At 64.0% G+C, this 24686-nt stretch carries 29 protein-coding genes; 20 read left to right on the top strand and 9 right to left on the bottom strand.

The features are described 5' to 3' along the window. Positions 1 to 66: 66 nt before the first annotated feature. Positions 67 to 231, bottom strand: coding sequence for a hypothetical protein (locus PV760_RS17380; RefSeq protein WP_018778892.1), 165 nt, complete (start codon positions 229 to 231; stop codon positions 67 to 69). 196 nt (positions 232 to 427) lie between these two features. On the opposite strand from PV760_RS17380, the gene PV760_RS17385 reads away from it, so the two are divergent. The 3 genes from PV760_RS17385 to PV760_RS17395 are packed head-to-tail and all read left to right on the top strand — an operon-like array spanning position 428 to position 2810. Beyond that, the gene (locus PV760_RS17385) at positions 428 to 1264 is read left to right on the top strand and encodes a hypothetical protein (protein WP_354628330.1); all 837 of its coding nucleotides are present in this window, start codon (positions 428 to 430) and stop codon (positions 1262 to 1264) included. Next, positions 1248 to 1997, top strand: coding sequence for a LamB/YcsF family protein (locus tag PV760_RS17390; protein WP_018778890.1), 750 nt, complete (start codon positions 1248 to 1250; stop codon positions 1995 to 1997). The genes PV760_RS17385 and PV760_RS17390 overlap by 17 nt, the downstream gene beginning before the upstream one ends. Positions 1998 to 2036: 39 nt before the next feature. Next, positions 2037 to 2810 (top strand): 5-oxoprolinase subunit C family protein, encoded by a 774-nt coding sequence (locus PV760_RS17395; protein ID WP_354628331.1) that lies wholly within the window; start codon positions 2037 to 2039, stop codon positions 2808 to 2810. A gap of 46 nt (positions 2811 to 2856) precedes the next feature. Here PV760_RS17395 and PV760_RS17400 read toward each other — a convergent pair whose 3' ends face one another. Continuing rightward, positions 2857 to 3294, bottom strand: coding sequence for a VOC family protein (locus tag PV760_RS17400; RefSeq protein ID WP_018778888.1), 438 nt, complete (start codon positions 3292 to 3294; stop codon positions 2857 to 2859). Positions 3295 to 3355: 61 nt separating this feature from the next. Continuing rightward, the gene (locus tag PV760_RS17405; RefSeq protein WP_281445173.1) at positions 3356 to 4711 is read right to left on the bottom strand and encodes a DUF445 domain-containing protein; all 1356 of its coding nucleotides are present in this window, start codon (positions 4709 to 4711) and stop codon (positions 3356 to 3358) included. A 50-nt stretch (positions 4712 to 4761) separates the two neighbouring features. Between PV760_RS17405 and PV760_RS17410 the strand changes: the two genes are divergently transcribed. Genes PV760_RS17410 through PV760_RS17425 form a run of 4 tightly spaced genes read left to right on the top strand, consistent with a single transcriptional unit; the run spans position 4762 to position 7229 of the window. Then, positions 4762 to 5649, top strand: a complete 888-nt coding sequence (locus tag PV760_RS17410) for a glycerophosphodiester phosphodiesterase (protein WP_354628332.1) — start codon at positions 4762 to 4764, stop codon at positions 5647 to 5649. A 52-nt stretch (positions 5650 to 5701) separates the two neighbouring features. After that, complete coding sequence (locus PV760_RS17415) at positions 5702 to 6136, top strand: DoxX family protein (RefSeq protein ID WP_079582974.1); 435 nt, start codon at positions 5702 to 5704, stop codon at positions 6134 to 6136. Continuing rightward, positions 6133 to 6918: an AzlC family ABC transporter permease gene (locus PV760_RS17420; RefSeq protein WP_110505980.1), complete on the top strand. Its 786-nt coding sequence runs from the start codon at positions 6133 to 6135 to the stop codon at positions 6916 to 6918. Before PV760_RS17415 ends, PV760_RS17420 begins: the two co-directional genes overlap by 4 nt. Next, on the top strand, positions 6918 to 7229 hold the full coding sequence (locus PV760_RS17425) for an AzlD domain-containing protein (RefSeq protein ID WP_018778883.1): 312 nt from the start codon (positions 6918 to 6920) through the stop codon (positions 7227 to 7229). The genes PV760_RS17420 and PV760_RS17425 overlap by 1 nt, the downstream gene beginning before the upstream one ends. On the opposite strand, the gene PV760_RS17430 is transcribed toward PV760_RS17425, so the two are convergent. Both PV760_RS17430 and PV760_RS17435 read right to left on the bottom strand, forming a co-directional pair. Continuing rightward, entirely contained in the window at positions 7226 to 7765 is a 540-nt protein-coding gene (locus tag PV760_RS17430) for a DUF5684 domain-containing protein (RefSeq protein ID WP_193590739.1), read from the bottom strand. The two genes, PV760_RS17425 and PV760_RS17430, sit on opposite strands and share 4 nt — an antisense overlap. 95 nt (positions 7766 to 7860) lie before the next feature. Beyond that, positions 7861 to 8490 carry a TetR/AcrR family transcriptional regulator gene (locus PV760_RS17435; RefSeq protein WP_018778881.1) on the bottom strand — a complete coding sequence of 210 codons (630 nt, stop codon included), beginning with the start codon at positions 8488 to 8490 and terminating at the stop codon, positions 7861 to 7863. A 91-nt stretch (positions 8491 to 8581) separates the two neighbouring features. Between PV760_RS17435 and PV760_RS17440 the strand changes: the two genes are divergently transcribed. Genes PV760_RS17440 through PV760_RS17450 form a run of 3 tightly spaced genes read left to right on the top strand, consistent with a single transcriptional unit; the run spans position 8582 to position 10124 of the window. After that, a complete protein-coding gene (locus PV760_RS17440; protein WP_055977396.1) occupies positions 8582 to 8914 on the top strand; it encodes a thiamine-binding protein in 333 nt (110 codons plus the stop codon). 40 nt (positions 8915 to 8954) lie between these two features. After that, positions 8955 to 9626 carry an O-methyltransferase gene (locus PV760_RS17445; RefSeq protein ID WP_354628333.1) on the top strand — a complete coding sequence of 224 codons (672 nt, stop codon included), beginning with the start codon at positions 8955 to 8957 and terminating at the stop codon, positions 9624 to 9626. Beyond that, the gene (locus PV760_RS17450; RefSeq protein WP_354628334.1) at positions 9627 to 10124 is read left to right on the top strand and encodes a GNAT family N-acetyltransferase; all 498 of its coding nucleotides are present in this window, start codon (positions 9627 to 9629) and stop codon (positions 10122 to 10124) included. 7 nt (positions 10125 to 10131) lie between these two features. Here the strand turns inward: PV760_RS17450 and PV760_RS17455 are convergent, their stop codons facing one another. Continuing rightward, positions 10132 to 10284 carry a hypothetical protein gene (locus PV760_RS17455; RefSeq protein WP_018778877.1) on the bottom strand — a complete coding sequence of 51 codons (153 nt, stop codon included), beginning with the start codon at positions 10282 to 10284 and terminating at the stop codon, positions 10132 to 10134. A 118-nt stretch (positions 10285 to 10402) separates the two neighbouring features. On the opposite strand from PV760_RS17455, the gene PV760_RS17460 reads away from it, so the two are divergent. Continuing rightward, entirely contained in the window at positions 10403 to 11278 is an 876-nt protein-coding gene (locus tag PV760_RS17460) for a spermidine synthase (RefSeq protein ID WP_018778876.1), read from the top strand. 2 nt (positions 11279 to 11280) lie between these two features. On the opposite strand, the gene PV760_RS17465 is transcribed toward PV760_RS17460, so the two are convergent. Then, entirely contained in the window at positions 11281 to 13053 is a 1773-nt protein-coding gene (locus PV760_RS17465; protein WP_354628335.1) for an ABC transporter ATP-binding protein, read from the bottom strand. Then, positions 13050 to 14819: an ABC transporter ATP-binding protein gene (locus tag PV760_RS17470; RefSeq protein ID WP_018778874.1), complete on the bottom strand. Its 1770-nt coding sequence runs from the start codon at positions 14817 to 14819 to the stop codon at positions 13050 to 13052. Before PV760_RS17470 ends, PV760_RS17465 begins: the two co-directional genes overlap by 4 nt. 40 nt (positions 14820 to 14859) lie before the next feature. On the opposite strand from PV760_RS17470, the gene PV760_RS17475 reads away from it, so the two are divergent. From PV760_RS17475 to PV760_RS17500, 6 genes are all read left to right on the top strand, one after another. Next, positions 14860 to 15696 carry a helix-turn-helix domain-containing protein gene (locus PV760_RS17475; RefSeq protein WP_354628336.1) on the top strand — a complete coding sequence of 279 codons (837 nt, stop codon included), beginning with the start codon at positions 14860 to 14862 and terminating at the stop codon, positions 15694 to 15696. Between the two features lie 123 nt (positions 15697 to 15819). Further along, the gene (locus tag PV760_RS17480) at positions 15820 to 16773 is read left to right on the top strand and encodes an ABC transporter substrate-binding protein (protein WP_354628337.1); all 954 of its coding nucleotides are present in this window, start codon (positions 15820 to 15822) and stop codon (positions 16771 to 16773) included. Beyond that, the gene (locus PV760_RS17485) at positions 16770 to 17651 is read left to right on the top strand and encodes a siderophore-interacting protein (protein ID WP_354628338.1); all 882 of its coding nucleotides are present in this window, start codon (positions 16770 to 16772) and stop codon (positions 17649 to 17651) included. The genes PV760_RS17480 and PV760_RS17485 overlap by 4 nt, the downstream gene beginning before the upstream one ends. A 15-nt stretch (positions 17652 to 17666) precedes the next feature. After that, positions 17667 to 18737: a Fe(3+)-siderophore ABC transporter permease gene (locus PV760_RS17490; protein ID WP_179128484.1), complete on the top strand. Its 1071-nt coding sequence runs from the start codon at positions 17667 to 17669 to the stop codon at positions 18735 to 18737. Next, the gene (locus PV760_RS17495) at positions 18734 to 19822 is read left to right on the top strand and encodes a FecCD family ABC transporter permease (RefSeq protein ID WP_018778869.1); all 1089 of its coding nucleotides are present in this window, start codon (positions 18734 to 18736) and stop codon (positions 19820 to 19822) included. The genes PV760_RS17490 and PV760_RS17495 overlap by 4 nt, the downstream gene beginning before the upstream one ends. Then, the gene (locus tag PV760_RS17500; protein ID WP_354628339.1) at positions 19819 to 20679 is read left to right on the top strand and encodes an ABC transporter ATP-binding protein; all 861 of its coding nucleotides are present in this window, start codon (positions 19819 to 19821) and stop codon (positions 20677 to 20679) included. The genes PV760_RS17495 and PV760_RS17500 overlap by 4 nt, the downstream gene beginning before the upstream one ends. A 75-nt stretch (positions 20680 to 20754) precedes the next feature. Here the strand turns inward: PV760_RS17500 and PV760_RS17505 are convergent, their stop codons facing one another. Then, positions 20755 to 21651 (bottom strand): LysR family transcriptional regulator, encoded by an 897-nt coding sequence (locus PV760_RS17505; RefSeq protein WP_193590748.1) that lies wholly within the window; start codon positions 21649 to 21651, stop codon positions 20755 to 20757. A 137-nt stretch (positions 21652 to 21788) separates the two neighbouring features. Between PV760_RS17505 and PV760_RS17510 the strand changes: the two genes are divergently transcribed. The 3 genes from PV760_RS17510 to PV760_RS17520 all read left to right on the top strand — a co-directional run bounded on the left by PV760_RS17510 (position 21789) and on the right by PV760_RS17520 (position 24587). Beyond that, positions 21789 to 23180, top strand: a complete 1392-nt coding sequence (locus PV760_RS17510; RefSeq protein WP_026267518.1) for an MFS transporter — start codon at positions 21789 to 21791, stop codon at positions 23178 to 23180. A gap of 4 nt (positions 23181 to 23184) precedes the next feature. Continuing rightward, entirely contained in the window at positions 23185 to 23934 is a 750-nt protein-coding gene (locus PV760_RS17515; RefSeq protein WP_018780360.1) for a 3-hydroxybutyrate dehydrogenase, read from the top strand. A 107-nt stretch (positions 23935 to 24041) separates the two neighbouring features. Then, the gene (locus PV760_RS17520; protein ID WP_354628340.1) at positions 24042 to 24587 is read left to right on the top strand and encodes a hypothetical protein; all 546 of its coding nucleotides are present in this window, start codon (positions 24042 to 24044) and stop codon (positions 24585 to 24587) included. Positions 24588 to 24686: the final 99 nt, after the last annotated feature.

The raw sequence follows: 24686 nt of genomic DNA on the forward strand, positions 1-24686 counted from the left end.
CCAGCCTAAACCTGTGTCGGGACGCTGCGTAAGGCGGTCCAGCCGCCGGCGAGGGGAGACGTCAGGTCAAGAAGCGCCCGACGGCGGGACGTCGTCGTCGATGTCCGGACCCTCCGCCGGTTCCTGGCTGTGCAGGCCGGTGTCGTGCGGAACCCAGCCTTCGGTTTCACCCTCTGCCGGGGCGTCGGTGTGGTGCCGGTCGAGGTGCTCGTTCTTGTCCGGGGCGGTCATGACGGATACTCCCTGTCCTTCTTGGACTGCTTCCGTGAGTGAACTCAGTCTACGCCGCGGAAGGCTGAAAACGGGGTCCGCTCTGCGCGGAATAGTATCCACAAACGGCACAAAACGGCCCATGCGACGTTGGAGTGTGGCATAGGCTGAAACCATCAGTTCCCTGAACAATCAGAGCTGCCAAGGAGAGGTGAACATGCCCAAGCGACCCAACCCGGCGGTGAAAATCGCCCAGGAGACAGCACACAACGCAGTCTTCGATGCCGAAGGCAACACCAAGCCAGGAGTGCACAACGTGCTCCTGAAGGCAGTGGAGGTCCAGCGTCCCCTGGTCCTGGCGAACCTTCGCAGGCTTCAGAGAAGGCACCCCAACGATTCCCCGGCGCAGCTTGCCGCCAAACTCGAGCGCCACTACCTGTTCGCCATTTCAGGTGGCGGTGCAGCGGTGGGCGCCACCGCCGTCGTGCCTGGAATTGGAACTGCAGCATCGCTGGGACTCTCAGCCCTGGCGACCGTGGGTTTCCTGGAAACCACCGCGCTGTACGCGTCGTCCTTGGCAGAACTCCATGGCATCCGGCTCACTGACCCTGTCCGGGCCCAGACCATGGTCATGGCCATCATGTTGGGTGAAGAAGGCACGTCCATGCTCGGCGCGCTCAGCGGGCATTCACTGGGACGGGGAATGGGCGTCACAAATGCCTGGGGGAAAACCCTGACCAAGAAGATCCCGGGCAGCGGCTTTGGAGTCGTCCGGGACGCCATCCAGCGGGCGTTCCTCAAGAACCTGATAAAGCGGCAAGGGTCTGCGTTCCTTGGCCGCGCACTGCCGTTTGGCATTGGCGCAGTGGTGGGCGGTGCCGGAAACATGATGATGGGGCGGGCCGTGGTGTCAACTGCCAAGGAAGCATTTGGCCCCTTGCCGGACACCATTCCAGGGGAACTGCTTCCCAACGCACCCAAAAACACTGCCGGGAAATCGACCCCTGCGGACAACCCGATACTGGAAGGCGGCAATAGTGGATCTGAACGCTGATCTGGGGGAGTCTTTCGGCTCCTGGACCATGGGCGACGACGCCTCGATGTTCCGCATCGTGAGCAGCGCGAATGTCGCTTGCGGATTCCATGCCGGCGACCCCCTCACCATGCTGGACAGCTGCCGTGCGGCGTTTGAACTCGATGTTCGCGTAGGAGCGCACGTCGGATACCGGGACCTGGCAGGGTTCGGTCGGCGTTCCCTGGACATGACCTTCGACGAACTGTTCGGCGATGTGCTGTACCAGCTGGGAGCCCTGGACGGCATGGCCCACGCGGTAGGAGCCTCGGTGGACTACGTGAAGCCGCATGGCGCCCTGTACAACAGAATCGTCCGGGACGCCGAGCAGGCCGAGGCCGTGGTCGCGGCCGTCCACGCCTACGATCCCGGGCTTCCCGTATTGGGCCTGCCGGACTCGGCCTGGATCACCCTGGCCGAGGAAGCAGGACACCCTGTCTTCCGCGAAGCGTTCGTGGACCGGGCGTACTTGCCGGACGGAACGCTGGTTCCCCGCACGCAGGAAGGCGCCGTGTTGCACGACACCGCTGCAGTCGTGGCACAGGCCGTGCGGCTGGCAACACGTCGGGAAGTAGTGGCCATTGACGGCTCGGTTGTGCCTGTCCAAGCGGATTCGCTGTGCATCCACGGCGATACGCCGGGAGCGGTAACGATGGCGACCGCGGTTCGCGAGGGCCTTGAAAGCGCCGGCGTGGGCATTGAGGCGTTCGCCTGATTCTGGTTGGACGGCAGAATTCATGGGTTGGGAGGTTGCATGGGCGCAGTAGTGGTGGATCCCGGGTCCTCAAGCCTGGTGCTTGAGCCGGAGCATGTCCTGGACCGCGCGTCCATGAACCTTGCCAACGCCTTGTTGGGTAATGCCGCCACAGCGCGCGGCCTCGAAGTGCTGGTGGGTGGGCTCAAACTCCGCTTCGTGACAGGCTCCGCCGTTGCAGTGACTGGTGCCGAGGGCGTCGTGACCCTCAACGGCGACGAACTTCCATTGAACAAACCCGTCCGCGTGGCTCCCGGAGCGGTGCTGTCCTTCGGTCCGGCCAAGTTCGGAATCCGGTACTACGTTGCCGTGCAGGGCGGATTCGCGGGCCGCGGGGCACTCCAAGCCGGCGCCGCACTGTCATTTGGCAAGGCACAGGGACATGGTTTCCCACACATCCACCAGACAGCCCGCCGCGCTTTGGATCCGGAACGGCCGGTGGTCGCCCGGATCAGCCGCGGACCCCGCGTCCCCAACTACGACGCCGGGTTGTGGCATCGCCTGACCACGGAACCGTGGATTCTCTCGCCTGAGTCGGACCGGGTCGGTGCGCGGCTGGCGGGCCGGCCACTCGAGGTGGCTTCGGCTCCGGCACCCGAGGCCCAACCGTTGACGGCAGGCTCGGTGGTGCTGCCGGCGTCGGGCCTTCCGGTGATTGCACTTGCCGACCGGCCCGCCACCGCTAAGTCCCCTGTTATTGCCGTCGTGCGGGATGAGGATATTGACCTGATAGGCCAAGCCAGGCCGGGGCAGATGGTGCATCTGCTGGGTTAGCGGATCGGGGCCCCGGTGACGAGACACCCAACAACGTGCCCGAGCGTCAGTCCTTCTTCACTTGCTGGGCCAGCATGACGAGGATGCCGCTGGGCCCACGGAGGTACGTCAATTTGTAGATGTCCTGGTAGTTGGCAACACCGCGTAAAGGGGTGCATCCGTGCTTGGCCGCGATTTCGAGGGAGGCATCGATGTCGTCAACGGAGAAGGCGACCCGGTGCATGCCGATCTCGTTGGGAAGGGTCGGGCTCGTTTCGATCGCATCCGGGTGGAGGTATTCGAAAAGCTCCAACTGGCCATGGCCGTCGGGGGTTTGGAGTACCGCGATCTTGGCGTGGTTGCCGTCGAGCCCCACGGCGGTGTCGGCCCATTCGCCGCTGACCGTGTCGCGGCCCAACACTGTGAGGCCAAGGTCGGTGAAGAACGCGATTGTTGCTTCAAGATCCCGGACGGCAATCCCGACGTTTTCAAGTTTGATAGGCATGCGTTGAACGTACCAAGGCACGCTGGATAGCTCCAGAGCCGCCATTCAGGCCGAAGGGTCCTTAGCCGAAGAGCAGATGGGCCACGGTGAAGATCGCCAGGCCAGCCAGCGCGCCCACAACGGTTCCATTGATGCGGATGTACTGAAGGTCCTTGCCCACTTGGAGTTCGATCTTCTGCGAGGTTTCCTCGGCATCCCACCGCGCCACGGTGTCCGAAATGACGCCTGCTATGTCTGAGCGGTACGTGTTCACCAGGTAAGCGGCGGCGTCGCCGATCCACGTGTTGACCTTGCCCGCCAGTTCGTCGTCGTTGACCAGGCGCGTACCGAAGTCGCGCACGGCGCTCTTGAAGCGCTGGCTCAGTTCGCTGTCGGGATCGTCCACGGCGTTGAGCAGTGCCGTCTTGACCGTCCCCCACGTGCGGGAGGCAAGTTCGCGGACCTCGGGGTCACCCAGGATCTGTGCCTTGATGCTCTCCGCCCGTTCTATCATTGCCGGATCATGCTGGAGATCCTGGGCAAGGTCGGTGAGGTACGCGTCGATCGACTGGCGGACCTGGTGATTCTGGTCGGCCTGGACTGCGCGGACAAACTTGGAAAGTTCCACGTGCACGCGGTCTCCCACCAGCCCGTCAACGAAGGTCGGCACCCACAGGGGCGAGCGGTCCGACACCAGCCGGTTCACAGTTGAATGGTTGGCATCAACCCAGTCTGCGGCGCGGTCAACCAGCAGGTCCACCAGCGTGTGGTGGTGTCCATCAGCGAAGATCCTTTCCGCCATCCGGCCCACGGGCGGCCCCCACGGGGGAGTGAGGAGGTGCTTGCGGACCATTCCTTCGATGACCGCCTGCACGTCGTCGTCGTTAAGGACCGTAAACGCGCCGCGGATCACCGCGCCGCCCTCTTTGGCCACGCGTTCGGCGCCGCCGGGAGCGGACAACCAGTGCCCGGCTTTACGGGCGATATCGATGCTCGCCAGTTTCTCCTGCACAACCTCCTGTGAAAGGAAGTTGCTCTCCACGAACTCACTGAGCGATTCGCCGATCTGGTCCTTGCGCCGCGGAATGATGGCCGTGTGCGGAATCCGCAGGCCCATTGGGTACTTGAAGAGCGCGGTCACGGCAAACCAGTCCGCCAAAGCACCCACCATGCCGCCTTCGGCCGCAGCACGCACATATTCCAGCCACGGATATTGCTTCTGGAACGCGAAAGCGACCGTGAAAATCACTGCCATGGCAATGAGGAGGGCCAGCGCCAAGCGCTTCATCCGCAGCAGCGCGGCTGCCTTTTCCCTTTCACCAGCGGAAAGATCGACGACGGCGGTACGTCCGCGCGTCGTCGTCGAACCTGGCTGCGTGGGCAGTGGGGCCGGGGTGGTGACGTCTTCAGTTGGGATTCGCTCAGAGTTCACCTGCATTAGCCCAGCGTAGCCCCCGTTGGGACGGCGGTGTGGGCTACCGTGTCTGCATGACTAGCGACGACTTCGCCCCGTTCCGCCCGAAGGTCTACGCCCACCGGGGTGCCAGTGCCGCGTTCGCCGAGCACACCCGTGCGGCGTACTTGAAGGCCATCGCCGACGGCGCCGACGGTGTGGAGTGCGACGTCCACCTGACCCGTGACCAACACGTGGTCCTCCTGCATGACGCCAACCTCGACCGCACCTCCACAGGCACGGGACCTGTCTCGGAACACACCCTGGAGGAGCTCAGGTCCCTGGATTTCTCCTCATGGAAAGGCGCGCGCATTCCGGACGCCTATGGGGGAGTGGCAGACCAGTTCCTTACCCTGCCGGAACTGCTGGACATCCTCCGGGGCGCGGGCAGGGAAATTGGTCTGGCAATCGAACTCAAGCATCCCAGTCCTTACGGGCTCAAGCTTGAGGAGCGGGTCATCGCAGTCCTGGAGCAGGAAGGCTGGTCCGCCGAAGAATCATGGCTTGAGAATATACAGATCTCGTTCATGAGCTTTGACTCCGACTCCGTGAAGCGGTTGCTCCAATCGGTTCCAGGGCGCCACATTTGCCAGTTGGTGGATGACTTCACAGTGCAGGAAATACGGCAGGAACTCGGGCTGGGCTTCCTTACCGGCGGTGCCGTGGCCAATGTCATGAAAGCAGCCCAGGAGGATGCCGAACGTGTCCTGGACGAAGGACAGGTGGGCATCGCCGGTCCGGGGATCGACTATGTGCGCGAGCACGCACGGAACGTTCAGCGCTGGTTGGAAGCCGGGCGCACGTTCAGGGTGTGGACTGTGGACTCCGAAAAGGATGTTGCCCTGTGCCAAGGCCTCGGCATCCAGGAGATCACCACCAACAAGCCGGCGCAGGTACTCGCCCAGTTGATGGTGTCCAACTAGACCGGCGTAGCTCCGGCTTTGGGGGCCACTCCGCTTGTGATTGAGTGGTCTCATGCCTTTTCGCTGGTCAGCCCAAGCAACCCGTACGACTTCCGCAGTCGCCCTGAGCGCACTGCTCCTGACCAGCGCTGTGAAGCACTTCCGCACGCCTTCGTTCTACAAGCCTGTGGTGCCGGACTACCTGTGCCGCAACGATGAGCCGGGGAGCCGCCCGAACGGCCCCCTGGCAGTTATGTCCCGCGAGGAATGGATTGCGTCTTCCGGCCTGCTGGAGGCCGCAGTCGCCGTCGGACTGCTGGTCCCTGCCACGCGCAAGGTTGCCGCCGACGCGACTACCGCCATGTTCACTGCATTCCTTGCAGGACATATTGATGCCTTGCGTCGCGCCTACGGTCCGACTGGCACGAAAAAAGAGCGCCGTATCCACACACTCCGCCTGCCGCTGCAACTTCCCCTCATCCTTTGGTCGTGGAGTCTCCGGAAATGAGTGGCGGTTCCGCTCCCGCGAAGCTGAAGGAGTCACCGGCCTTCAAGATCGCGCTGTCCCTGAGCATTGCGACGGGCTTGTATGGCGTATCTTTCGGGGCCCTCTCCGTGGCATCAGGTTTTGATTTCTGGCAAACCATGGTCTTGAGCCTTCTGCTGTTCAGCGGTGGATCCCAGTTTGCGTTCATCGGCGTGGTGGCGGGTGGAGGCTCAGGTGTTGCCGCGATGACTGCCAGCGCCCTGCTGGGGTTGCGCAACGGAATCTACGGAATGCAGATCAACGCCATGCTGCGTCCAGGGGGCTGGAAGCGTTACGTCTCCGCCCACATCACCATTGACGAATCGACTGCCACAGCTTCCGGCCAGTCCGATCCCGGCGAACAAGCCCGCGGGTTCTGGACTGCGGGTATTGGCATATTCATCTTGTGGAATATCTTCACGGCGGTTGGAGCGTTGGCAGGCGATGCCATGGGCGACCCGAAGCAGTGGGGTTTGGATGGTGCTGCCGTTGCGGCCTTCCTGGCGCTGCTGTGGCCACGGCTCAAAGGGCGCCAACCCTGGGCGATTGCCGCAGCGTGCGCCTTGGCTACAGTGCTGGCCGTGCCCTTCGTGCCTTCCGGCGTCCCGATTCTTGTTGCGGCCGTGGTGGCAGGCGTGATCGGCTGGTTCAGCCACTCGCGTATGGATGAAGGGCTTGAGCCGGATCTGGATCCCTACGCGGAGACTCGCCGGCGAGATAAGAATCAGCACAGCAAGGATCATCACGGAAATGGGGGTGCGTAGTGAACCTCTGGCTGTGGATCCTCATCGCCTGCGCCTTGGCTTATCTCACCAAACTGGTGGGCTACTTTGTGCCCGCCAAGCTGTTGGACAACCCCCGCATCATGCACGTGGCCGGAACCATGACCATCGGGCTGCTCGCGTCCCTCACGGTGGTGAACGCCGTGGCGTCCGGCCAGGGCCTGGTTCTCGACGCGCGGATCGGCGCCCTGGTGGCCGCCGCCGTCGCACTACTGCTTCGTGCGCCGTTCCTGGTTGTGGTCATTTCGGGCGCAGCAGCCGCTGCATTGCTGCGGCTGCTGGGCTGGGGCTAGCGGTACTGCTGGTCCGTTGGGTGTTGTCCGGGATGACCCTGGACAGGCGGCTGTCCGTAACCCGGTACTTGGCCGTAGCCCTGCTGCTGGCCGTAAACCGGGGGATATGCCGGCGGGTACGCCATGAACTGCCGGCCGGCTGCCGGTCCGAGGTATTGAGCTGAGCCGTACGAAAGCATGGGCACGAAGACCACCGGAAGCAGGACAAGCCCCACCGTGTAGCCGGCGTCTTTCCCGAAGCTCTTGGCGAGGTCGTTCAGGGCCACGATGCTGAAGTAGATCCCGGCGAACGGGATGAGGAACAGCAAGTACCAGTACCAGGGGCGCCCGGCGATCTCGAGCAGTTTGATCCCGTTGTAGACAGGGACGAAGGCGGCCCAGGCCGGTCGGCCGGACTTGGTGAAGATTCCCATGTAGAGCACACCAACGATCGCGAAGATCACGGCGAAGTAGATCAGCATGAACAGCAGGGCGAGGCCGGCCGTGGCAGCGGATCCTGCTCCGCTGGAAGAGTATGAGCTTAGGGGAATATTCATACGGTAGACGATACGGGCACGTCTTCGGCTCCGCGATGGGCAGGACTCACCATGGGCCAAGGAACGGGCCGGGCCCTGGAAGCCGCGGAAGGGCTTCAGGCGCCTTCGGTGAGCGTCACTCCGGGGATGCCCGACTGTTCCGGCAGGGGACGCGAGGGGCGTTCTGTCCGGATAGCGTCCTCGATCAGGGCCACAGGACGCTTCCAGGCTTCGGATCCTGGTTCCATGGTGTCCACTGCCCCGATCAACATGGCCACCAGCCTGACCATGTCTTCGATAGTGATGTCCTTACGCAGTGATCCCTGGCCCTGGCCGCGTTCCAAGAGTGTGGCCATGGACCCGATGAGCCCGCCCGTGATGCCCATGAGGAGCCCACGGCGGCCGGCGACGGCGTCAAGCAGATTGGCATCTTCGCTGGCAACCCGCATCACGGCGTCGATGACGTTGATGAGGCCTTCGGCGGCGTCCATGCCGTCCGCTGCCGCAGCGGCCACGGGGTCCACGTGCTGGCGCAATTGACGCGACAGTGCGGCGAGGACCAATTGCTCTTTGTCGGAGAAGTTGCGGAACAACGTTGCGGGGCCAACTCCAGCGGTGGCGGCAATGGTCTGCAGGGGCACGTCAGGGCCGAATTCACGGAAGCACTGCCGGGCGGCGGTAATGATCTTGTCTACGTTGCGTGCGGCGTCTGCCCTGAGGGGCTTGCGTTCAGAGGGCTGTTCCATGCTTGTCAGGGTAGCAACGCAGGCGTGCAGGCCTGTTGTTACGCGGGAGTAGGTTGTTATGTGACAAACCGGCACATGAAACACTGGATTCATGTTGCTTGCATTCTCAGTTGCCCCTTCGGGCCAGCCCGCTTCCGCCGCCAATGGTGGACCCACCCCTGACGCCTCCGTGCACGACGCCGTTGCTGCCGCCGTGAAGATCGTCCGCGAGTCCGGGTTGCCCAACCAGACGGACTCCATGTTCACCACCATCGAAGGCGAATGGGACGAAGTTTTCGACGTCGTCAAACGGGCCACCGAGGCGGTCGGGCGCTATGGCAGCCGCGTCTCGCTGGTCATCAAGGCGGACATCCGCCCTGGTTACAGCGGCGAGCTGACCGGCAAGGTGGAGCGCCTGGAAGACGCCATCTCCGCTTCGGAGTAGATGCTTTCCCCGGCGGGCGGTCAGTGCCAGACTGGGGGCCATGATTGAACACGTGACCGAGCCCGGCTGGGTGGACGTCGAACGGTACCTGACGGACGTCGTCGTGCATCCCGAACCTGCCCACCAGCGCGCGGTGGCTTCCGCCATGGAGGCCGGGATGCCGGCCATCGAGGTAGCGCCAAACGCTGGCAAGCTGCTGAGGATGCTGGTGCAGATGTCGGGGGCCAGGCGCGTGCTGGAGATCGGAACGCTGGCTGGGTTCAGCAGTATGTGGATGGCCCAGGGACTGCCTGATGACGGCAGGATCGTTACGTGCGAATACCTCCGGAAGCACGCCGAGGTTGCACGCGCCAACCTGGATGCTGCCGGCGTTGGCCACAAGGTGGACATCAGGGTGGGGGCGGCCCTGGAGACGCTTCCGACGCTTGCAGGCCAGGAGGCGTTCGACTTTGTGTTCATTGATGCGGATAAGGAAAACGACGCCCATTACCTCGACTGGGCCATCCGGCTGGGTCACCCCGGCACGGTGATCGTGATGGACAACGTGATCTGGGACGGTGCCATCCTGGAGCCCGGGCGGGACGAGACCAACGCTCCCGGAATCGTAAAGGCGCTGGAAATGTTGGGGCAGGATCCGCGTCTGGATGCCACGGCCATCCAGACGGTAGGGAGCAAGGGCTGGGACGGCTTCGCGATCGCGCGGGTGCGGTAGGTGGACTTCACGCTTCGCCCTGCAACGGTGGACGATGCCCGGGCCATGGCCGTGATGCACCTCCAGTCATGGCGCGAGAGCTATGGACGGCTCCTGCCCGATGAGTTCTTTGCCAAACAGGAAGCAGGATTGCCCCAACGCATCGACAAGTACAGGGAGTCAATCGCCGCGGGCCATGCAAGGATGCTGGCTTTCGGTCCCGATGGCGACCTGGTGGGGCTCGGAGCAGCTGGTCAGGGCAACGACGAGGACCGCCCGTGCGATACGGAATTGTTCATGCTTTACACCTTGGAACGGATCCACGGGAGGGGAGTTGGACAGGCGCTGGTGGACGCCTTGATCGGGGACGCTCCGGCTTACCTGTGGGTCCTGGACGACAATCCGCGGGCCCAGGCTTTCTACCGCCGCAACGGGTTCGTTCCTGACGGCAAGCGCCAGTTGTGCGACCCATCGTGGTACTCGCTCCCGGAGCATCGGATGGTACGCCCCGGCGGCTGATCCTGAGTCAGCGCTCGCTCTCCTCGGGCTGGTCCATGTCCAGCGGCGAGTCGAGCAGGCCCGGCGGTTTGGGCACCCGCGCGAGCAGGAGGCAGACCACCGTCAGCCACGCCACTGCTGCGGTCAGTACCTCCGCCCATACCGATGCTCCAAGTTCCATGTAGCGATCATATGGCTCAGCGGAGCAAAATTGTAAGTATCCTTACTACTGATGTGACTGAATCGGGTAACACTGCACTCCACTAGGCTGGAACCATGGATCAGGCAGGGCGGCAATAGTGGCGAAACGCGGAAAAAGGTCGACGGCGGGAGTCGTCGAGGTGCCTTCCGGCACCCGTCCTGACGGCCCGGTGGCAGGCGTCTATTACATCGATACCGGCGACTGCGAATTGCTGCAGGACCAGGACAACTCCAACGGCTGGCTGCTGAAAATCAACGGTGTCATGAGCTCCCATATCGACCTCGCGGACCCCCTGTTCCTGGACTTCGAGTACATGCGGTGGATTGCGGCCCTGGTGGAATCCCGATGGCCCAGGGAGTACAAGCCCAAGCTGCGTGCACTCCATCTGGGCGGTGGGGCGTGCTCCATGGCGCGGTACTTCCACTCGGCGTACCCCGAAGCGCGGCAGGTGGTTGTGGAGCTTGACGGCAAGCTGGCCGACTACGTCCGTGGCTGGTTCGATCTGCCCAAGGCGCCGTTGCTGAGGATCCGCGTGGGAGAAGCCCGGGAAGTCACAGAGTCCCTCACTCCGGATACCCGCGACCTCATCATCCGCGATGTTTTCGCGGGAGCCTTCACGCCACGTGCCCTGACCACTCGGGAGTTCACGGCCCATGCCGATGCCGTACTCGCCGCTGACGGACTGTATGTGGTCAACTCAGGGGATGCGCCGGACCTGAAGAATGCCCGGGCAGACGCCGCTACTATCGCCGACACCTTCGAGCACACCATGATCATTGCTGATCCGGCCATGCTCAAAGGGCGCCGGTACGGCAACATGATCATGGCCGGCAGCCACGTTCCTTTCGGCGATGACCCCACCCTGGCGCGCAGGTTGCTGGGCGGCGGCGTGCCGGCCCACATCTGGGACGATGCCAAGGTTCGGGCCTTCGCAGCCGGAACCCCGGTGCGGCACGATCCTCCTGCCGAGTGACGTTACCCCCGGCTCAAGGAGCTGTTCCAAGCCTCCCATAGGGTGGCATACCGGCCGCCGTGGGCCAACAATTCCTGGTGCGGACCGGACTCAACAAGCCTTCCGTGCTCCATCACCACCACCGTATCCGCGGAGGCGGCCTGCGACAGCCGGTGCGCGATCACCACGGACGTTCTGCCTGCCAGGGCAGCTTCCGCGGCCTGGTCAAGCATGGTTGCCGAACCCGTTCCTGCCTCCGCCGTCGCTTCGTCCAGAACGGCGATCGGCGGGTCCTTGAGCAGGAGCCGTGCAAGGGCTACTTGTTGCGCCTGCTCGGGGGTTAGCTGGTGGCCGCCGGCACCTACGGGAGTCTCCAGCCCGTCGTCGAGCGTTTCACTCCAAGTGGCCCCTACCGTGTGCAGGACCTGCCGCAATTCCGCAGGGGAAGCGTTCGGCTTGGCGAGCCTGAGGTCCTCGGCGAGGGTGCCGGAGAAGACATGCACTTCCTGGCTCACCATGGCAATGCGTTGATGCAGCTCCGCGGGGTGGGCGGTGGCGGAATTGAGGCCCCCCACCAGGGCGGTTCCGCGTTGGGGTTGTTCCAAGCCCATGATGACCTTGGCCAGTGTGGTCTTGCCTGCCCCTGACGTTCCCACGATGGCCACACGTTCGCCGGGTTTGATTGTGAGGGACACTCCGTTGAGCGCGGGACGCTGGCCGGGGTAGGCGAAGGAGACATCGTCCAAGACGATTCCGGCGTCCTTTTCCGGGGCGGTGCCGTCAGGCTTGGTCCGGTCCGGGGGAGCAGCCGGCCCCGCGGATTGCGTCAGCCAGAACATCCGGCCCAGGCCCGCGGCTGCCTTCTGGAGCTCGTCGAACTGCCCCAGGACCAGGCCAATGGGATCGAACAACCGGTAGAAATACAGTGCCGCTGCCGTCGCTGCCCCAATGGTTACCGCGCCCTCGGCGTGTAGCCAGAACCCCACCAGCAAAACGGCGGACAGCCCAATGAGCTCGGCCAGGTTGAGGCGGTTGTAGAAGCGGGTCAGGTAGCCAACCCCGCGCAACGAATGGCCGATGTTTTCCCGGGAGGCTGCCGCCACAAGATCGGCATGGCGTTCTGCCAGTCCCAGCGCCACGACAGACGCCGAACCGTGGACGGTCTCGATGATCTGCTCGGTCCGGTTGGCCTCGGTGATCCGGACCGTCCGATAGATGGGGGCGGTCCGTTTGAGGAACCAGCGCAACGTGATGACCTGCAAGGGTGCCGCAACCAGCACGGCGACGGCGAACCGCCAGTCGATCACACCCAGGCCAAACAGTGTCACGGCAATGGTGAACGCTGCGCTGGTGAACGCGGGCAGCACGCGGGAGATGGCCTCGCTGACGGCCTCCACATCGCCGGAAACCCGCGCAACGACGTCGCCAATCCCTGCCTTTTCCAGTTGTGCCAGCGGCTTGCGGACTGCTGCTGCGAACACGTCCTCGCGCAGTCCTGCCAACGCTTCCTCGCAGATCCGGGCCAGGAGATTCTGTCCCAGAATCCCCAGGAGTGCTCCCAAGCCACCGGCCACCAACAAGGAAACGGCCAGCCACAGCAAAGACAGGACGTCTCCACCCGTCACCGCAATATTGACCATCATGCCCAGGATTGCCGGAGCCGCGAGCCCGCAGCAGGACGCTGCCAGCAACACCAGGATGGTCAACGTGAGCCTGCCCGGACGCTGAGCCAACAGGCGCCACATGGCCTTCCGTGTTTCACGGGGAGAGGCTATGGGAAGAATTTCGATGCTCATGAACCCACCACTTCGCGGTAGCCGGCGGAGGTGGCAAGAAGCTCGCGGTGGGTGCCTGTTTCCGCCGGACCGCCCGCACCCGCCATGACTACCCGGTGGCAAGCCGCCAGCAGCGTGGGACTGGTTGTTACCAGGACCAGCGCCTTGTCGGGGAAGTTCCGCAAGCCGTCGGCGATCACGGCTTCCGTGGCGGTATCGACGGCGGTGGTGGGGTCGTGCAGGACCAGTACCGGTTGCGGCTGGTGCAGTGAGCGCCCCAGTACCAGCCGTTGCCGCTGGCCGCCGGAGAGGCTCTGGCCATGACCGGTCAGGACGGTTTCGGTGCCGTCGGGCAGCCCGGACACAAAGTCCCCGACGGCGGCAGCGGCCATGGCGCGTTCCTCCAGTAGGGCGGTGGGTGCCGCGACGTTTTCGCGGACACTGCCCCGGAACAGGACACCATCGTGGTTGTCGGCAAAGACCTGCGAGCGGATGTGGCCGGGGTCGAGCCCTGCTGCATCCTGGCCATCAATGGAGATGAGGCCAGGCGGGGTGGGTACGCGGACGCCAAGGGTGTCCACCAACTGCCTCGCCTGCGTGCTGTCGGGGAGGACGATCCCCACGATTTCTCCGGCTGACGCCGTGAAGGCGGGCAAGGTGCTGTCTGCTGCGCCGCTGTGGATTTCGAGCAGCGGGGCGCTGGTCGCCGCGGACCGGTCGTCCGGCGTCGTGCGCTCTTTCGGCTCACGTGAGCCGGACTGTTCGGGGGCCGGCACTGCGGCCGGTTCCTCCAATACGGCCGCGATCCGCGCCGCAGAGGCACGCTTTTGAGCCAGTTCCACACTCAGGAACCCGAGCCAGGTCATGGGTCCCTGGACGAATTGGGCCACGCCAACAACCGCCACCAATTGACCCACGGAGATTGTCCCCTGGAGGGCAAACCAGGCCGCGAAGAAGGCGATGCCGGCCAGGAACGCCGCAGAGAGGGCGGTGCCGGCGCCTGTGTAGGCGGACTTGGCGCGGATGGCTTTCAGCGCCGAAGCCAACGAGACCCGGCTCGCGGAGCGGTAGCGGGTGATGGCTGCATCCTCGGCGCCGAGGCCCTTCAAGGGGCGGGAACCGGTAATGAAGTCCGTCGCCAGGGCTCCTGCCCGCGCGGCCGTGGACTGTTCAGCGTCGCTGCGGTTTTCCAGCGGTTTGGTGAGGTGATGCATGACGAGCAGCATCACCGGGGTCGCCAGGAGGACGGCAAGCCCCAAGGGCACGGAGATCAGAAGCAACGTGACGGCGGAGGTGACCAGCCCGGCCACGGCAGCCAGGCCACCACTGATTAGCCAGGACAGTCCTGCAACCCTGTCGGCGTCGGAGGACGCGATGGCGACGATTTCGCCGGGCGCTCGCCGGCTGGCCATGCCGCGGGGGTGAAGGTTTCGTTCCACGACGAGTTGGCGGAGGTCGTGGGAGCCGTAGTTGAAGGAGCGCTCAGTGGCCAGCGTCCCGAGCCGCCACGAGAGCGCCAGGACCACGAAGACCACGGCCAGGGCGCCCAGCCACCCAAGGAGGGCGGCGACGTCGTTCGGTTGGATGGCGTTGTCCACCGCCGCGCCAATGGTGGCCGGCACCAAAGCCTCGCTGACCTGGTGCAGCGCGAGCCCGGCACAGCCTCCCAGCAGCAACTTCCATCGGCCGTTCGCAAACAGGGCGAACGTGAAGATCCGGGATACCTTCCACGGTGCTTGCTTGTTGCGCCCGGGCGGGCAGGTCTGAAGAGCGGAACTGGAAGGCATGCTTACCATAGTAAGGCTCACCTAACTTCGAGAAGGCCAGATGACCCGCCAAGCTATATCGCAATCCGGACATACGCCGCCGGTGGAAGCAGGCGGCAGCCTTTCCATGCCGCATGTCCGTGGTGTCCATACGGGATACTTCGAGTGCGCGACGCCGGCTACCTGGACTGAACACGTCCACGAAACCCATGAACTGCTCTGGGGTGCCCGCGGCGTGCTCACGGTGGAAGCCGACGACGGTTTCTTCGCGGTCCCCTCGACGCTGGGCCTATGGATCCCGGCGGGCGTGGCGCACGCGGTGAAATCGACACAAGGTACGGGCTTTTACTGCTCGCACATTGATGCGCAGGTGGCCCCCGCGCTGGCACATCGAACCGTGGCTGTCACGGTGCCCGCGGCCGCGCAGGAGTTGCTGCGCCACATGAGCACCTTTGACATGGACGATTCCATCCGGCGGAGATCCGAGCATGTTGTGGTGGGGCTGCTCGAGGTCGTTGATTCCCGGCCGATGCTGCTGCCCATGCCCACCGATCCGCGGCTGGAACTGATGGCCAGGGCGCTTCTTGATGATCCGGCCCTGGATCGTTCGTTGGAGGAGTGGAGTGTTGTGGTTGCCGTCAGCGTGCGTAACTTGTCCCGGCTGTTCCATAAGGAAACCGGGATGACCTTTGCCCAGTGGCGGATCCACGCCCGGGTGCGCGTGGCGTTGGGTTTACTGGCGGCCGGCTACCCGGTGTCGTCGGTCAGCAGGCGTGTGGGTTACAACAATCCGAGCGCGTTCGTGCAGGTGTTCCGAAAGGTGATGGGGCACACTCCTGGCTGGTACGTGGCGTCACTGAAGGCCGGAAATCATCAGCCTTTGGCCGGTTCCGAATAGAATCCGGCGGTCTCTTCGAGGAGTGCGTTGTTAGGGTAGGTATACCTAACTTCAGCGGCCGAATGACAAAGCAGCGCCGCAATCGGGAGCTCTCCGCCTCCCCTGAGAATCAAGAGGACCGCAGTGATTTCACGCCCTAAAACCATGTCTGCCGCCGTTGCGGCACTGGCATCCGCAGCTTTGCTCCTGAGCGGTTGCGCCACCACCGATGCCAACGCCAGCGCGTCATCGGAGACCCGGACGGTCCAAAGCGAGGTCAAAGAAGTCGTCATGCCCGCCGAGCCCAGGAAGGCGCTGGGCATGTACACCACAGACTTGGACATGCTGATCACCCTCGGCATTCCGCTCGCCAGCCAGCAGCCCATCCGGGACAGCGGCTACAAGGGCTTCCCGTACTTCTTCGATCAGAAAGCGTTGGAGGGCATCACGCCGTTCACCAACTACCCGGAGTTCAATTTCGAGGCCATCCTCAAAGCCCAGCCCGACGTTATCCTGAACGGCCTGGGTTACGACAAGGAACTGGACGGGAAGCTCTCCGACATCGCGCCGACCTATACCTTCAACGGTTTCGACGGCAGCGACTGGCGCACCAAGTTCAAGACCGTAGCCGAAGGCTTCGGCAAGACGGCTCAGTACCAGGCTTGGATGGACAAGTACCAGGCCAAGGTTGACGACGTGAAGAAGCGTCTCGCTGCGGCCGGCAAGGACAACCTGGTGGTCGGCCCCGTGGACTACTACGAGGACCAGGTCTCCGTCAGCTGCTACGGAACACCCTGCCTGGTGATCAAGGACCTGGGCCTGAAGATCTCACCCCTGGCTGATGGCGAGGGCAGCAAGTTGAGCGCCGAGCAACTGGAGCAGCTCAAGGGAATCGATGTCGCCATCACCACCGAGGTTCCCGAAAAGGACGGTGCCAACCCGGACGCCTTCGCTCCGCTTGCCGGAAACAAGCTCTGGACCTCGCTGCCGTTCGTGGCCAACAAAGAGATCCATACGTACGACCTCGAAATGATTTACGGCTCACCCAGCGGCCAGTATGCGCTGCTTGAGAAGATCGAAAAGGCCCTCCTGCCATGATGCGGATCTACCGCGCCGAGGTAGTCGGAACCCGCTTTCTCACGCCCGGAATGATCCGGATTACCTTCGGCGGACCCGCCCTTGCCGGCTTTGACACCACAGGAATCGGCGACGAATACCTTCGCGTCTTCCTGCCCGATCCGGGCGCCCGGGAAGCGCGGCTTCCCGTCTCCACCGGCGACTCGTGGGACTGGGAGCCCGGCGTCGAGCCGTCCGCCATGCGGACCTACACAGTCCGGTCAGTGGATACTGCCGCCGGCACCGTCGACATTGATTTTGTAGTTCACGACGGCGGACTGGCAGCTTCCTGGGCGCAGCGCGCCCAGGTGGGGGACGTCGTCGGACTCAACTCTCCGACCGGTCTGTACGAACCGCCGGCAGGGCTGCAGTGGCAGATCCTGCTGGCAGACGCCACCGGACTTCCGGCCGTGGCCCGGCTTGTGGAGCAGACGCCGCCCGGAGTTCGAACGCGGGTGCTGATCGAGGTTGAGCATGCCACACACCAGCAGGAGATTACCCTCGGTGCCGGGACCGAACTCGCTTGGATCCACGGCGGGAACGGCCACAGCCAATCCCGCCTGGAGGAGGCCCTGCGGTCGATGGAACTGCCCGGCGGTGTCGGCTACATCTGGGTGGCCGGCGAGACCAAGGTGCTGCGGGGGATCCGCAAGTATCTTCGACACGAGAAGAAGCTCACGCCCGAGTCCTACAAGCTGATGGGCTACTGGACGGACAAGAGCGAGGCTTGGGAACAGCGCTGGGAAAACCTCGACGCCGAAACCCGCCGCTGGTTCGACGAGCTCTGGTCCAACGGGAATCGTGACCACGAGGAAATCGCGGACCTGCAGGACGCCAGGTTCGAATTGCTGGGGCTCTAAGTGGCGGCCGGGACCATGGAGTTGCGATCAGCCCCCGCTGAAACCGCGCCGGTTTCAGCGGGCACGTTGCGGCCGGCGGCCTTGGCGGCTGTGAACAGGCATCGGCTCCTGGGGCTGCTTTCCGCAGTCGGTGCACTGGCGCTGGTCCTGTGGCTGAGCCTTGTGGTGGGATCCAAAGACGTGGACCCGGGGAGTCTATGGCCCGCCATCACCGCGTACGACGGCTCGCCGGAACACGTGATTATCCACGACCTTCGCCTGCCCCGGACGGTCACCGGCGTGCTGGTGGGCGTGGCCCTGGGCCTGTCCGGCGCGCTGATCCAGGCCCTGACGCGCAACCCCTTGGCGGACCCCGGCATCCTGGGCGTCAACGCGGGCGCCGGCTTCTTCGTGGTCCTCGGGGTAGCGCTCTTCGGCGTCACCAGCATCCAGCAGTACATCTGGTTCTCCTTCCTTGGCGCGGTCGTTGCCACGGTGGCCGTGTACTTCATCGGTTCGCGGGGAAGGGGTGGGACCACTCCGCTCCGCCTCACCCTTGCCGGGGTTGCCCTGGGCGCGGTCCTCGGAGGCATTTCGTCCGGCATCACGCTCCTGCGTCCGGCCGTGTTCGACAGTATGCGCAGTTGGAGTGCAGGAACGTTGAGCAATCGCACGTGGGAAGTATTGGCTTCCGTGGCGCCGTTCATCCTGCTGGGAACGCTGATAGCGCTGTGCATGGCCCGTCCCCTCAACGCTGTGGCCATGGGCGATGACACCGCCAGATCCCTCGGTGCCAACATCGTGCGCACCCGGATCTGGACCATCATCGCGGTCACGCTACTCTGCGGAGCCGCCACCGCTGCCGCCGGACCTATCGGCTTCGTGGGGCTCATGGTGCCACACGTCGCCCGCTGGATCGTTGGTCCGGACCAACGCTGGATCCTGGCCTACACTTTGGTGCTCTCGCCCGTGCTGCTGCTGGTGTCCGACATTCTTGGCAGGCTGGTCCTCCGGCCCGGCGAAATGCAGGTGGGAATCATTACTGCTTTCGTGGGCGCTCCCGTCCTCATCTGGCTCATCCGGCGCCGGAAAGTGAGCACCCTGTGACATCCCTTGACCAGGCGTTTCCCCTTGAGAAGGCGACGTCCGTCGACTTCGGCCGGCGGACCATCGCCATCCGCCGCTTTGGCGGACGCGTCTCCCTTCGCCTCGACGTCCGGACCTTGGTTGTCACCGCCGTCCTGCTTACCGCCGCCCTGGCGCTCGCCGTCGTCGCCCTTGGCCTGGGTGAGTTCAGCGTTGCGGTGCCGGACGTTGTGTCGGCGCTGCTGGGCCAGTCCAGCGGCGCCGTGCACATGGTGGTGGTGGAGTGGAGATTGCCCCGTGTCCTCCTGGCCCTGCTATTGGGGGCGGCCATGGGGGTCAGCGGGGCAATCTTCCAGTCGCTGACCCGCAACGCGCTGGGAAGCCCCGATGTGATCGGCTTCAACACGGGCGCCTATACGGGCGCGCTGGTGGTCATCCTGCTGATGGGTGGCGGCTACTTTGCGGTGTCGGCCGGTGCTCTGGTGGGTGGTCTGGTGACTGCCGCGCTGGTGTACGTGTTCGCTTACAAGAAGGGCATCCAGGGGTTCCGACTCATCATCGCGGGCATCGCTGTGAGCGCCATGTTGGCCTCGGTAAATACCTGGCTCATTCTCAAAGCCTCGCTGGAGCAGGCAATGTCGGCAGCCGTCTGGGGTGCAGGTTCCTTGAACAAGATCACCTGGGACCAGGTGTTGCCGGTGATGATCGTGTTCGGGGCGCTGCTGGTGGTGCTGTCTTTCTACGGCAGGCGGCTGGGCCTGTTGGAAATGGGCGACGACGCCGCCCGCGCCTTGGGTGTTCGGCTGGAAGGCTCGCGGCTGGTTCTGGCAGTGGTTGGCGTGGCTTTGACGGCGATGGTCACCGCCGCCGCGGGGCCAATCGCCTTTGTATCGCTGGCAGCACCGCAACTCGCGCGTCGTCTCACCCGCTCGGCCTCTGTGGGCCTGGTCCCGTCGGCTGCCATGGGCGCTTTCCTGTTGGTGGCCAGCGACATCGCGGCGCAGAACCTTTTTGCGCCCACGCAATTGCCGGTAGGCGTGGTGACTGTCAGCATCGGCGGCTGCTACCTCGTGTGGCTCCTTGCCCGTGAGGTGAAGCGGCAATGAGCGAAGAATTGAAGGAGTCTGTTGTGACTGATGTGTTGGTTGATCCCGTTTCTGGTTTTGCGCCGGGTGCCCGCCCCTTCGCTTCGCGCCTCAGCGCCGAGAGCGTGAGTCTCGGCTACGCGGGACGCCCGGTGTCCGAGGCGCTTGACGTGCGGATTCCGGACGGCGGGTTCACGGTGATCGTGGGCCCGAATGCCTGCGGTAAGTCGACGTTGCTGCGGGCGTTGTCCCGGCTGCTGGAGCCGACGTCCGGGTCGGTGCTTTTGGATGGCAAGAGCATCTCCTCCTATGGGGCCAAGGAAGTCGCGCGCCGCCTCGGTTTGTTGCCGCAGGCCTCCATTGCGCCCGATGGAATCACCGTGGCGGACCTCGTAGCCCGTGGCCGGTACCCGCACCAGAAGCTGCTGCGCCAGTGGTCCGAAGCTGACGAGGCCGCGGTGGTTCAGGCGTTGGAAGCGACGAATGTTGTAGGACTGTCCGGGCGTTTGGTGGACGAACTCTCCGGCGGGCAGCGGCAACGCGTGTGGGTGGCCATGGTCCTGGCCCAGCAAACCCCGTTACTCCTGCTGGACGAACCCACCACGTTCCTGGACATCGCGCACCAGATCGAGCTCCTGGAACTGTTCCGGCGGTTGAACGGGGAAGGCAACACCCTGGTAGCTGTCCTTCACGACCTCCATCACGCCTGCCGCTACGCAACCCACCTCATCGCCATGAAGGACGGCGCCGTGGTTGCCGAGGGACGGCCCGCCGATGTAGTGACAGCCGAGCTGGTGGAGCACGTTTTCGGCCTGCCGTGCCTCGTGATCGACGACCCCGTGAGCCACACTCCACTGGTGATCCCGCTTGGGTCCTGATTCCCCCGACCCGCGAAGTGGCAGTTAATGACAGTGTTTTGCGAAAACATTGCCATTAACTGCCACCTCGGAGACTCATCCCGCCCCCAGCAGCTCCTCCCGACGGCTCTCCGTCTCCTCCCGCAAAGCCTGCACGACGGCGGCTACCGCGGGGCGGCGCATGGAGTCCGGGCGGAGGACCATCCAGTAGGGGAGCAGCTCCGCGAAGTCCGATGGCAGCAACCTGACCAGATCCGCGTGCCGGTCAGCCATGAAGCACGGCAGGAACCCCACCCCGGCGCCGGCCCTGGTTGCTTCGACGTGGACAAAGACGTTCGTTGAACTCAGCCCGTCGCGCATGGTCGGAACCAGCCTCCGGGGAGCGTCCAGGTCATCCACCTGAAGCATGGAATCCACGAAGTACACCAGCTGGTGTTGCGTCAGTTCCTCGATGCTGGAAGGCGTCCCGTTGTCTTTCAGATAGGCACGGGAGGCGTACATTCCCAGCCGGTACTCGCCAAGCCTGATCGCTTCAGCCCGGTGCACTTGCGGCGTCCCGACCACCACCTCGATGTCCAGGCCCGAGCGCTGCTGCAACGCCCGACGCGTCACCGTCACAATCTCCACGCTGAGACCAGGGTGCGAGCGCCGCAGCCGGGCCACCGCTGGTGCCGCGATATAGGCGCTGAAACCATCCGTCGCGGTCATGCGTACGACGCCGGTAATGGGGTCGGGTGCGCGGTCGCTGGGTCCCAGCGCACCCACCGCAGCTTCGATCCGCTCCGCCACCAGAACCGCTTCGGCGCCCAACTCCGTCACCTCCCATCCGCCGGCCGCACGCGCCAGGATCCTGCCGCCCAATGCCTTCTCCAGCGCCGCTATCCTGCGCGAAACGGTGGTGTGGTTCAGCCCCAAGGCTTGTGCCGCCGTCGTGAACTTCCCTGAACGTGAGACGGCAAGGAAGATGAGGAGGTCGTCGGGGTTCGGCTTCATATCTGCAATTTTGCACACACATGGTGCCTCTTTGGTCATTGAGGCATAACAAATCTGCGGCAATACTCAGTGGAGCATTTCGTGTTATGGATCACATCACGTTCAAAAGGGTCAAAGAGGACACTGAGGAGATGGATATGAGCGTAGAGCAGCGCTCCGCATCAAGAGCAGGGAAAGACGCCGGCAAAGGCTCCGGCCTGAAGAAGATCGTCGCGGCCTCGATGGTGGGCACCGTCGTGGAATGGTACGAGTTCTTCCTGTACGCCACAGCCGCCACGCTGGTTTTCGGCAAGTACTTCTTCCCGAGCACCGGCAACGAACTGGACGGCATCATCCAGGCCTTCATCACCTACGCCGTGGGTTTCGTCGCGCGGCCGCTGGGTGGCATCGTGTTCGGCCAGATCGGCGACAAGCTCGGCCGCAAACCGACGCTGCAGCTGACCATCGTGATCGTGGGCGTCTCGACGTTCCTGATGGGCTGCCTCCCCGGCTTCATGGACATCGGGTACTGGGCGCCGGCCATGCTGGTGGCACTGCGCTTCATCCAGGGCTTCGCGCTCGGCGGCGAGTGGGGTGGCGCTGTGTTGCTGGTAGCTGAGCACAGCCCCAACAAGTCGCGTGGTTTCTGGTCCTCGTGGCCGCAGGCCGCTGTGCCGGTGGGCAACCTCCTGGCCACACTGGTCCTGTTCGTTATGTCCACCACCCTGAGCAGCGAAGCGTTCCTCGGCTGGGGCTGGCGCGTTGCATTCTGGCTCTCCGCGGTGATCGTGTTCGTTGGCTACTACATCCGAACCCACGTCACCGAAGCTCCGATTTTCCTCGAAGCCAAGGCACAGGTGGAAGAGTCCAAGGCCATCAGCTACGGCGTCGGCGAGGTCATCCGCAAGTACCCCAAGGGCATCCTGCAGGCCATGGGACTCCGTTTCGCGGAGAACATCATGTACTACCTTGTGGTGAGCTTCGCGATCGTCTACCTCAAGAGCGTCCACAAGTACGACACGTCCTCGCTCCTGCTGGCACTCCTGATCGCCCACGTCATCCACTTCCTGGTCATTCCGCAGGTCGGCCGGCTTGTTGATTCGTGGGGCCGCAAGCCCGTGTACCTCATCGGCGCCATCACCGGTGCAACCTGGCCGTTCTTCGCCTTCCCCATGTTCGACACCAAGAACGCCGTGATCATCGTGCTCGCCGTGACCATCGGCCTCTGCCTGCACGCCTTCATGTACGCCGGTCAGCCGGCGATCATGTCCGAGCTCTTCCCCACCCGCATGCGCTACTCCGGCGTCTCACTGGGCTCGCAGGTCACGTCCATCTTCGCCGGATCACTCGCTCCGCTGCTGGCAACCCAGTGGCTCAAGGACACCGGCTCATGGGTTCCCACAGCGATCTACCTCGTGGTCGCCTGCGCGATTACCGCCGTCGCGGTTATTTCACTCAAGGAAACCAAGGGCATCGCACTCCAGGAGGTGGACGAGGCCGACGCAGTAAGGCACGGACTCACCACCGCACCCGCTACCTCGAAGGGCTGATCTGATGGACAACTCCTTGAACGGACGCAAAGCGCTGATAACCGGAGGCGCGAGCGGTATCGGGGCTGCCTGTGCCCGTGCGCTCGCCGCACGCGGCGCGAAGGTAGTAGTGGCCGACGTCGATGCCTCCGGAGCTGCGGCCCTTGCCGACGAGCTGGGCGGCACGGCCTGGACGGTGGACCTGCTGGATACTGAGGCGTTGGCCGCACTGAGCCTTGACTGCGACATCCTGGTCAACAACGCCGGGATCCAAAAGGTCGCGCCGATCGAGGAGTTCGAACCAGCCGAGTTCCGACGGATCCTGGCCCTGATGCTGGAGGCGCCGTTCCTCCTGATCCGTGCCGCCCTCCCGCACATGTACGCCAACAACTTCGGGCGGATCATCAACATCTCCTCGGTCCACGGGCTCCGGGCCTCGGCCTACAAGAGCGCGTACGTGTCCGCCAAGCACGGCCTTGAGGGACTCAGCAAGGTCACTGCTTTGGAAGGCGGCGAGCACGGTGTCACGTCCAACTGCATCAACCCCGGCTACGTCCGCACGCCCCTTGTTGAGAAGCAGATCGCGGACCAGGCCCGGCTCCATGGCATCCCCGAGGCCGAAGTCCTGGCCAAGGTGATGCTCACGGAGTCGGCGGTGAAGCGGTTGGTGGAGCCGGAGGAAGTTGCGTCGTTGGCAGCTTGGATGGCCTCCGACGACGCCGGTATGGTCACCGGCGCGAGCTACACCATGGACGGCGGTTGGTCGGCGAGGTAGGCCCCGCCCCCCGCGAAGTGACAGTTAATGCCAGTGTTCCGCGCGAACATTGGCATTAACTGTCATACGGGCGTGGGAACCAACCTGCGGACACTTAGAGTGTCCGCATGGCTAAAGTGAGGTCTTTGCGTTTCAAGCGGACAGCCGCGACGGTGATGAACCTTGCCGCCGTGACAGTCTTCACGGTGATGCTTGTGATCACTGGGGAGCCGCTGTACTGGGCAGTCGTCTCTGCTGTTGTTGGCGTCTTTGCTTCTTATGCCGTTCTGTACTTGGACGCTGTCTTCGCAGAGCTACGCTTCCATCGGTTGCTGCGACGCGGAAACTTGGAGTGTTGGATCCGCTGCCATGAGCCACAGCAAAACGGCCGAAGGATGGGCTGGGAGCGCGGGCTGGTGTCCTTCCGGACTCCGGCTGTGGACTTTGTCAGAACGGATCCGAACAATTCGTCGCAAGAAAAGCTCTTCACTTTCCTCGTCAGCGGGAGGGCCGAGCCCTATTCATGGGACCCATATCCGAATGATGCGCGCTGGCTTGGCCGGGGTGTCCGCTCGATCCAGCTGGACACAACACGGGGCACTATTGACGTCGCCGGCTTTCCCGAGGCCATGGAGCGGTTGGAAAAGGAGCTCTCCCTCGCCCCCGCGAAGTGACAGTTAATGCCAATGTTCCGCGGGCAAAGTCAATTGGTGGGAGCAACGCTGGGGGTTAGGCCGCTTGTAGCAGCTGGTTTAGCCGGTTGGCTGGGGTCT

Origin of the sequence: Paenarthrobacter sp. CC6 (genome assembly GCF_040560085.1) — a bacterium.
GTDB classification, from domain to species: domain Bacteria; phylum Actinomycetota; class Actinomycetes; order Actinomycetales; family Micrococcaceae; genus Arthrobacter; species Arthrobacter nicotinovorans.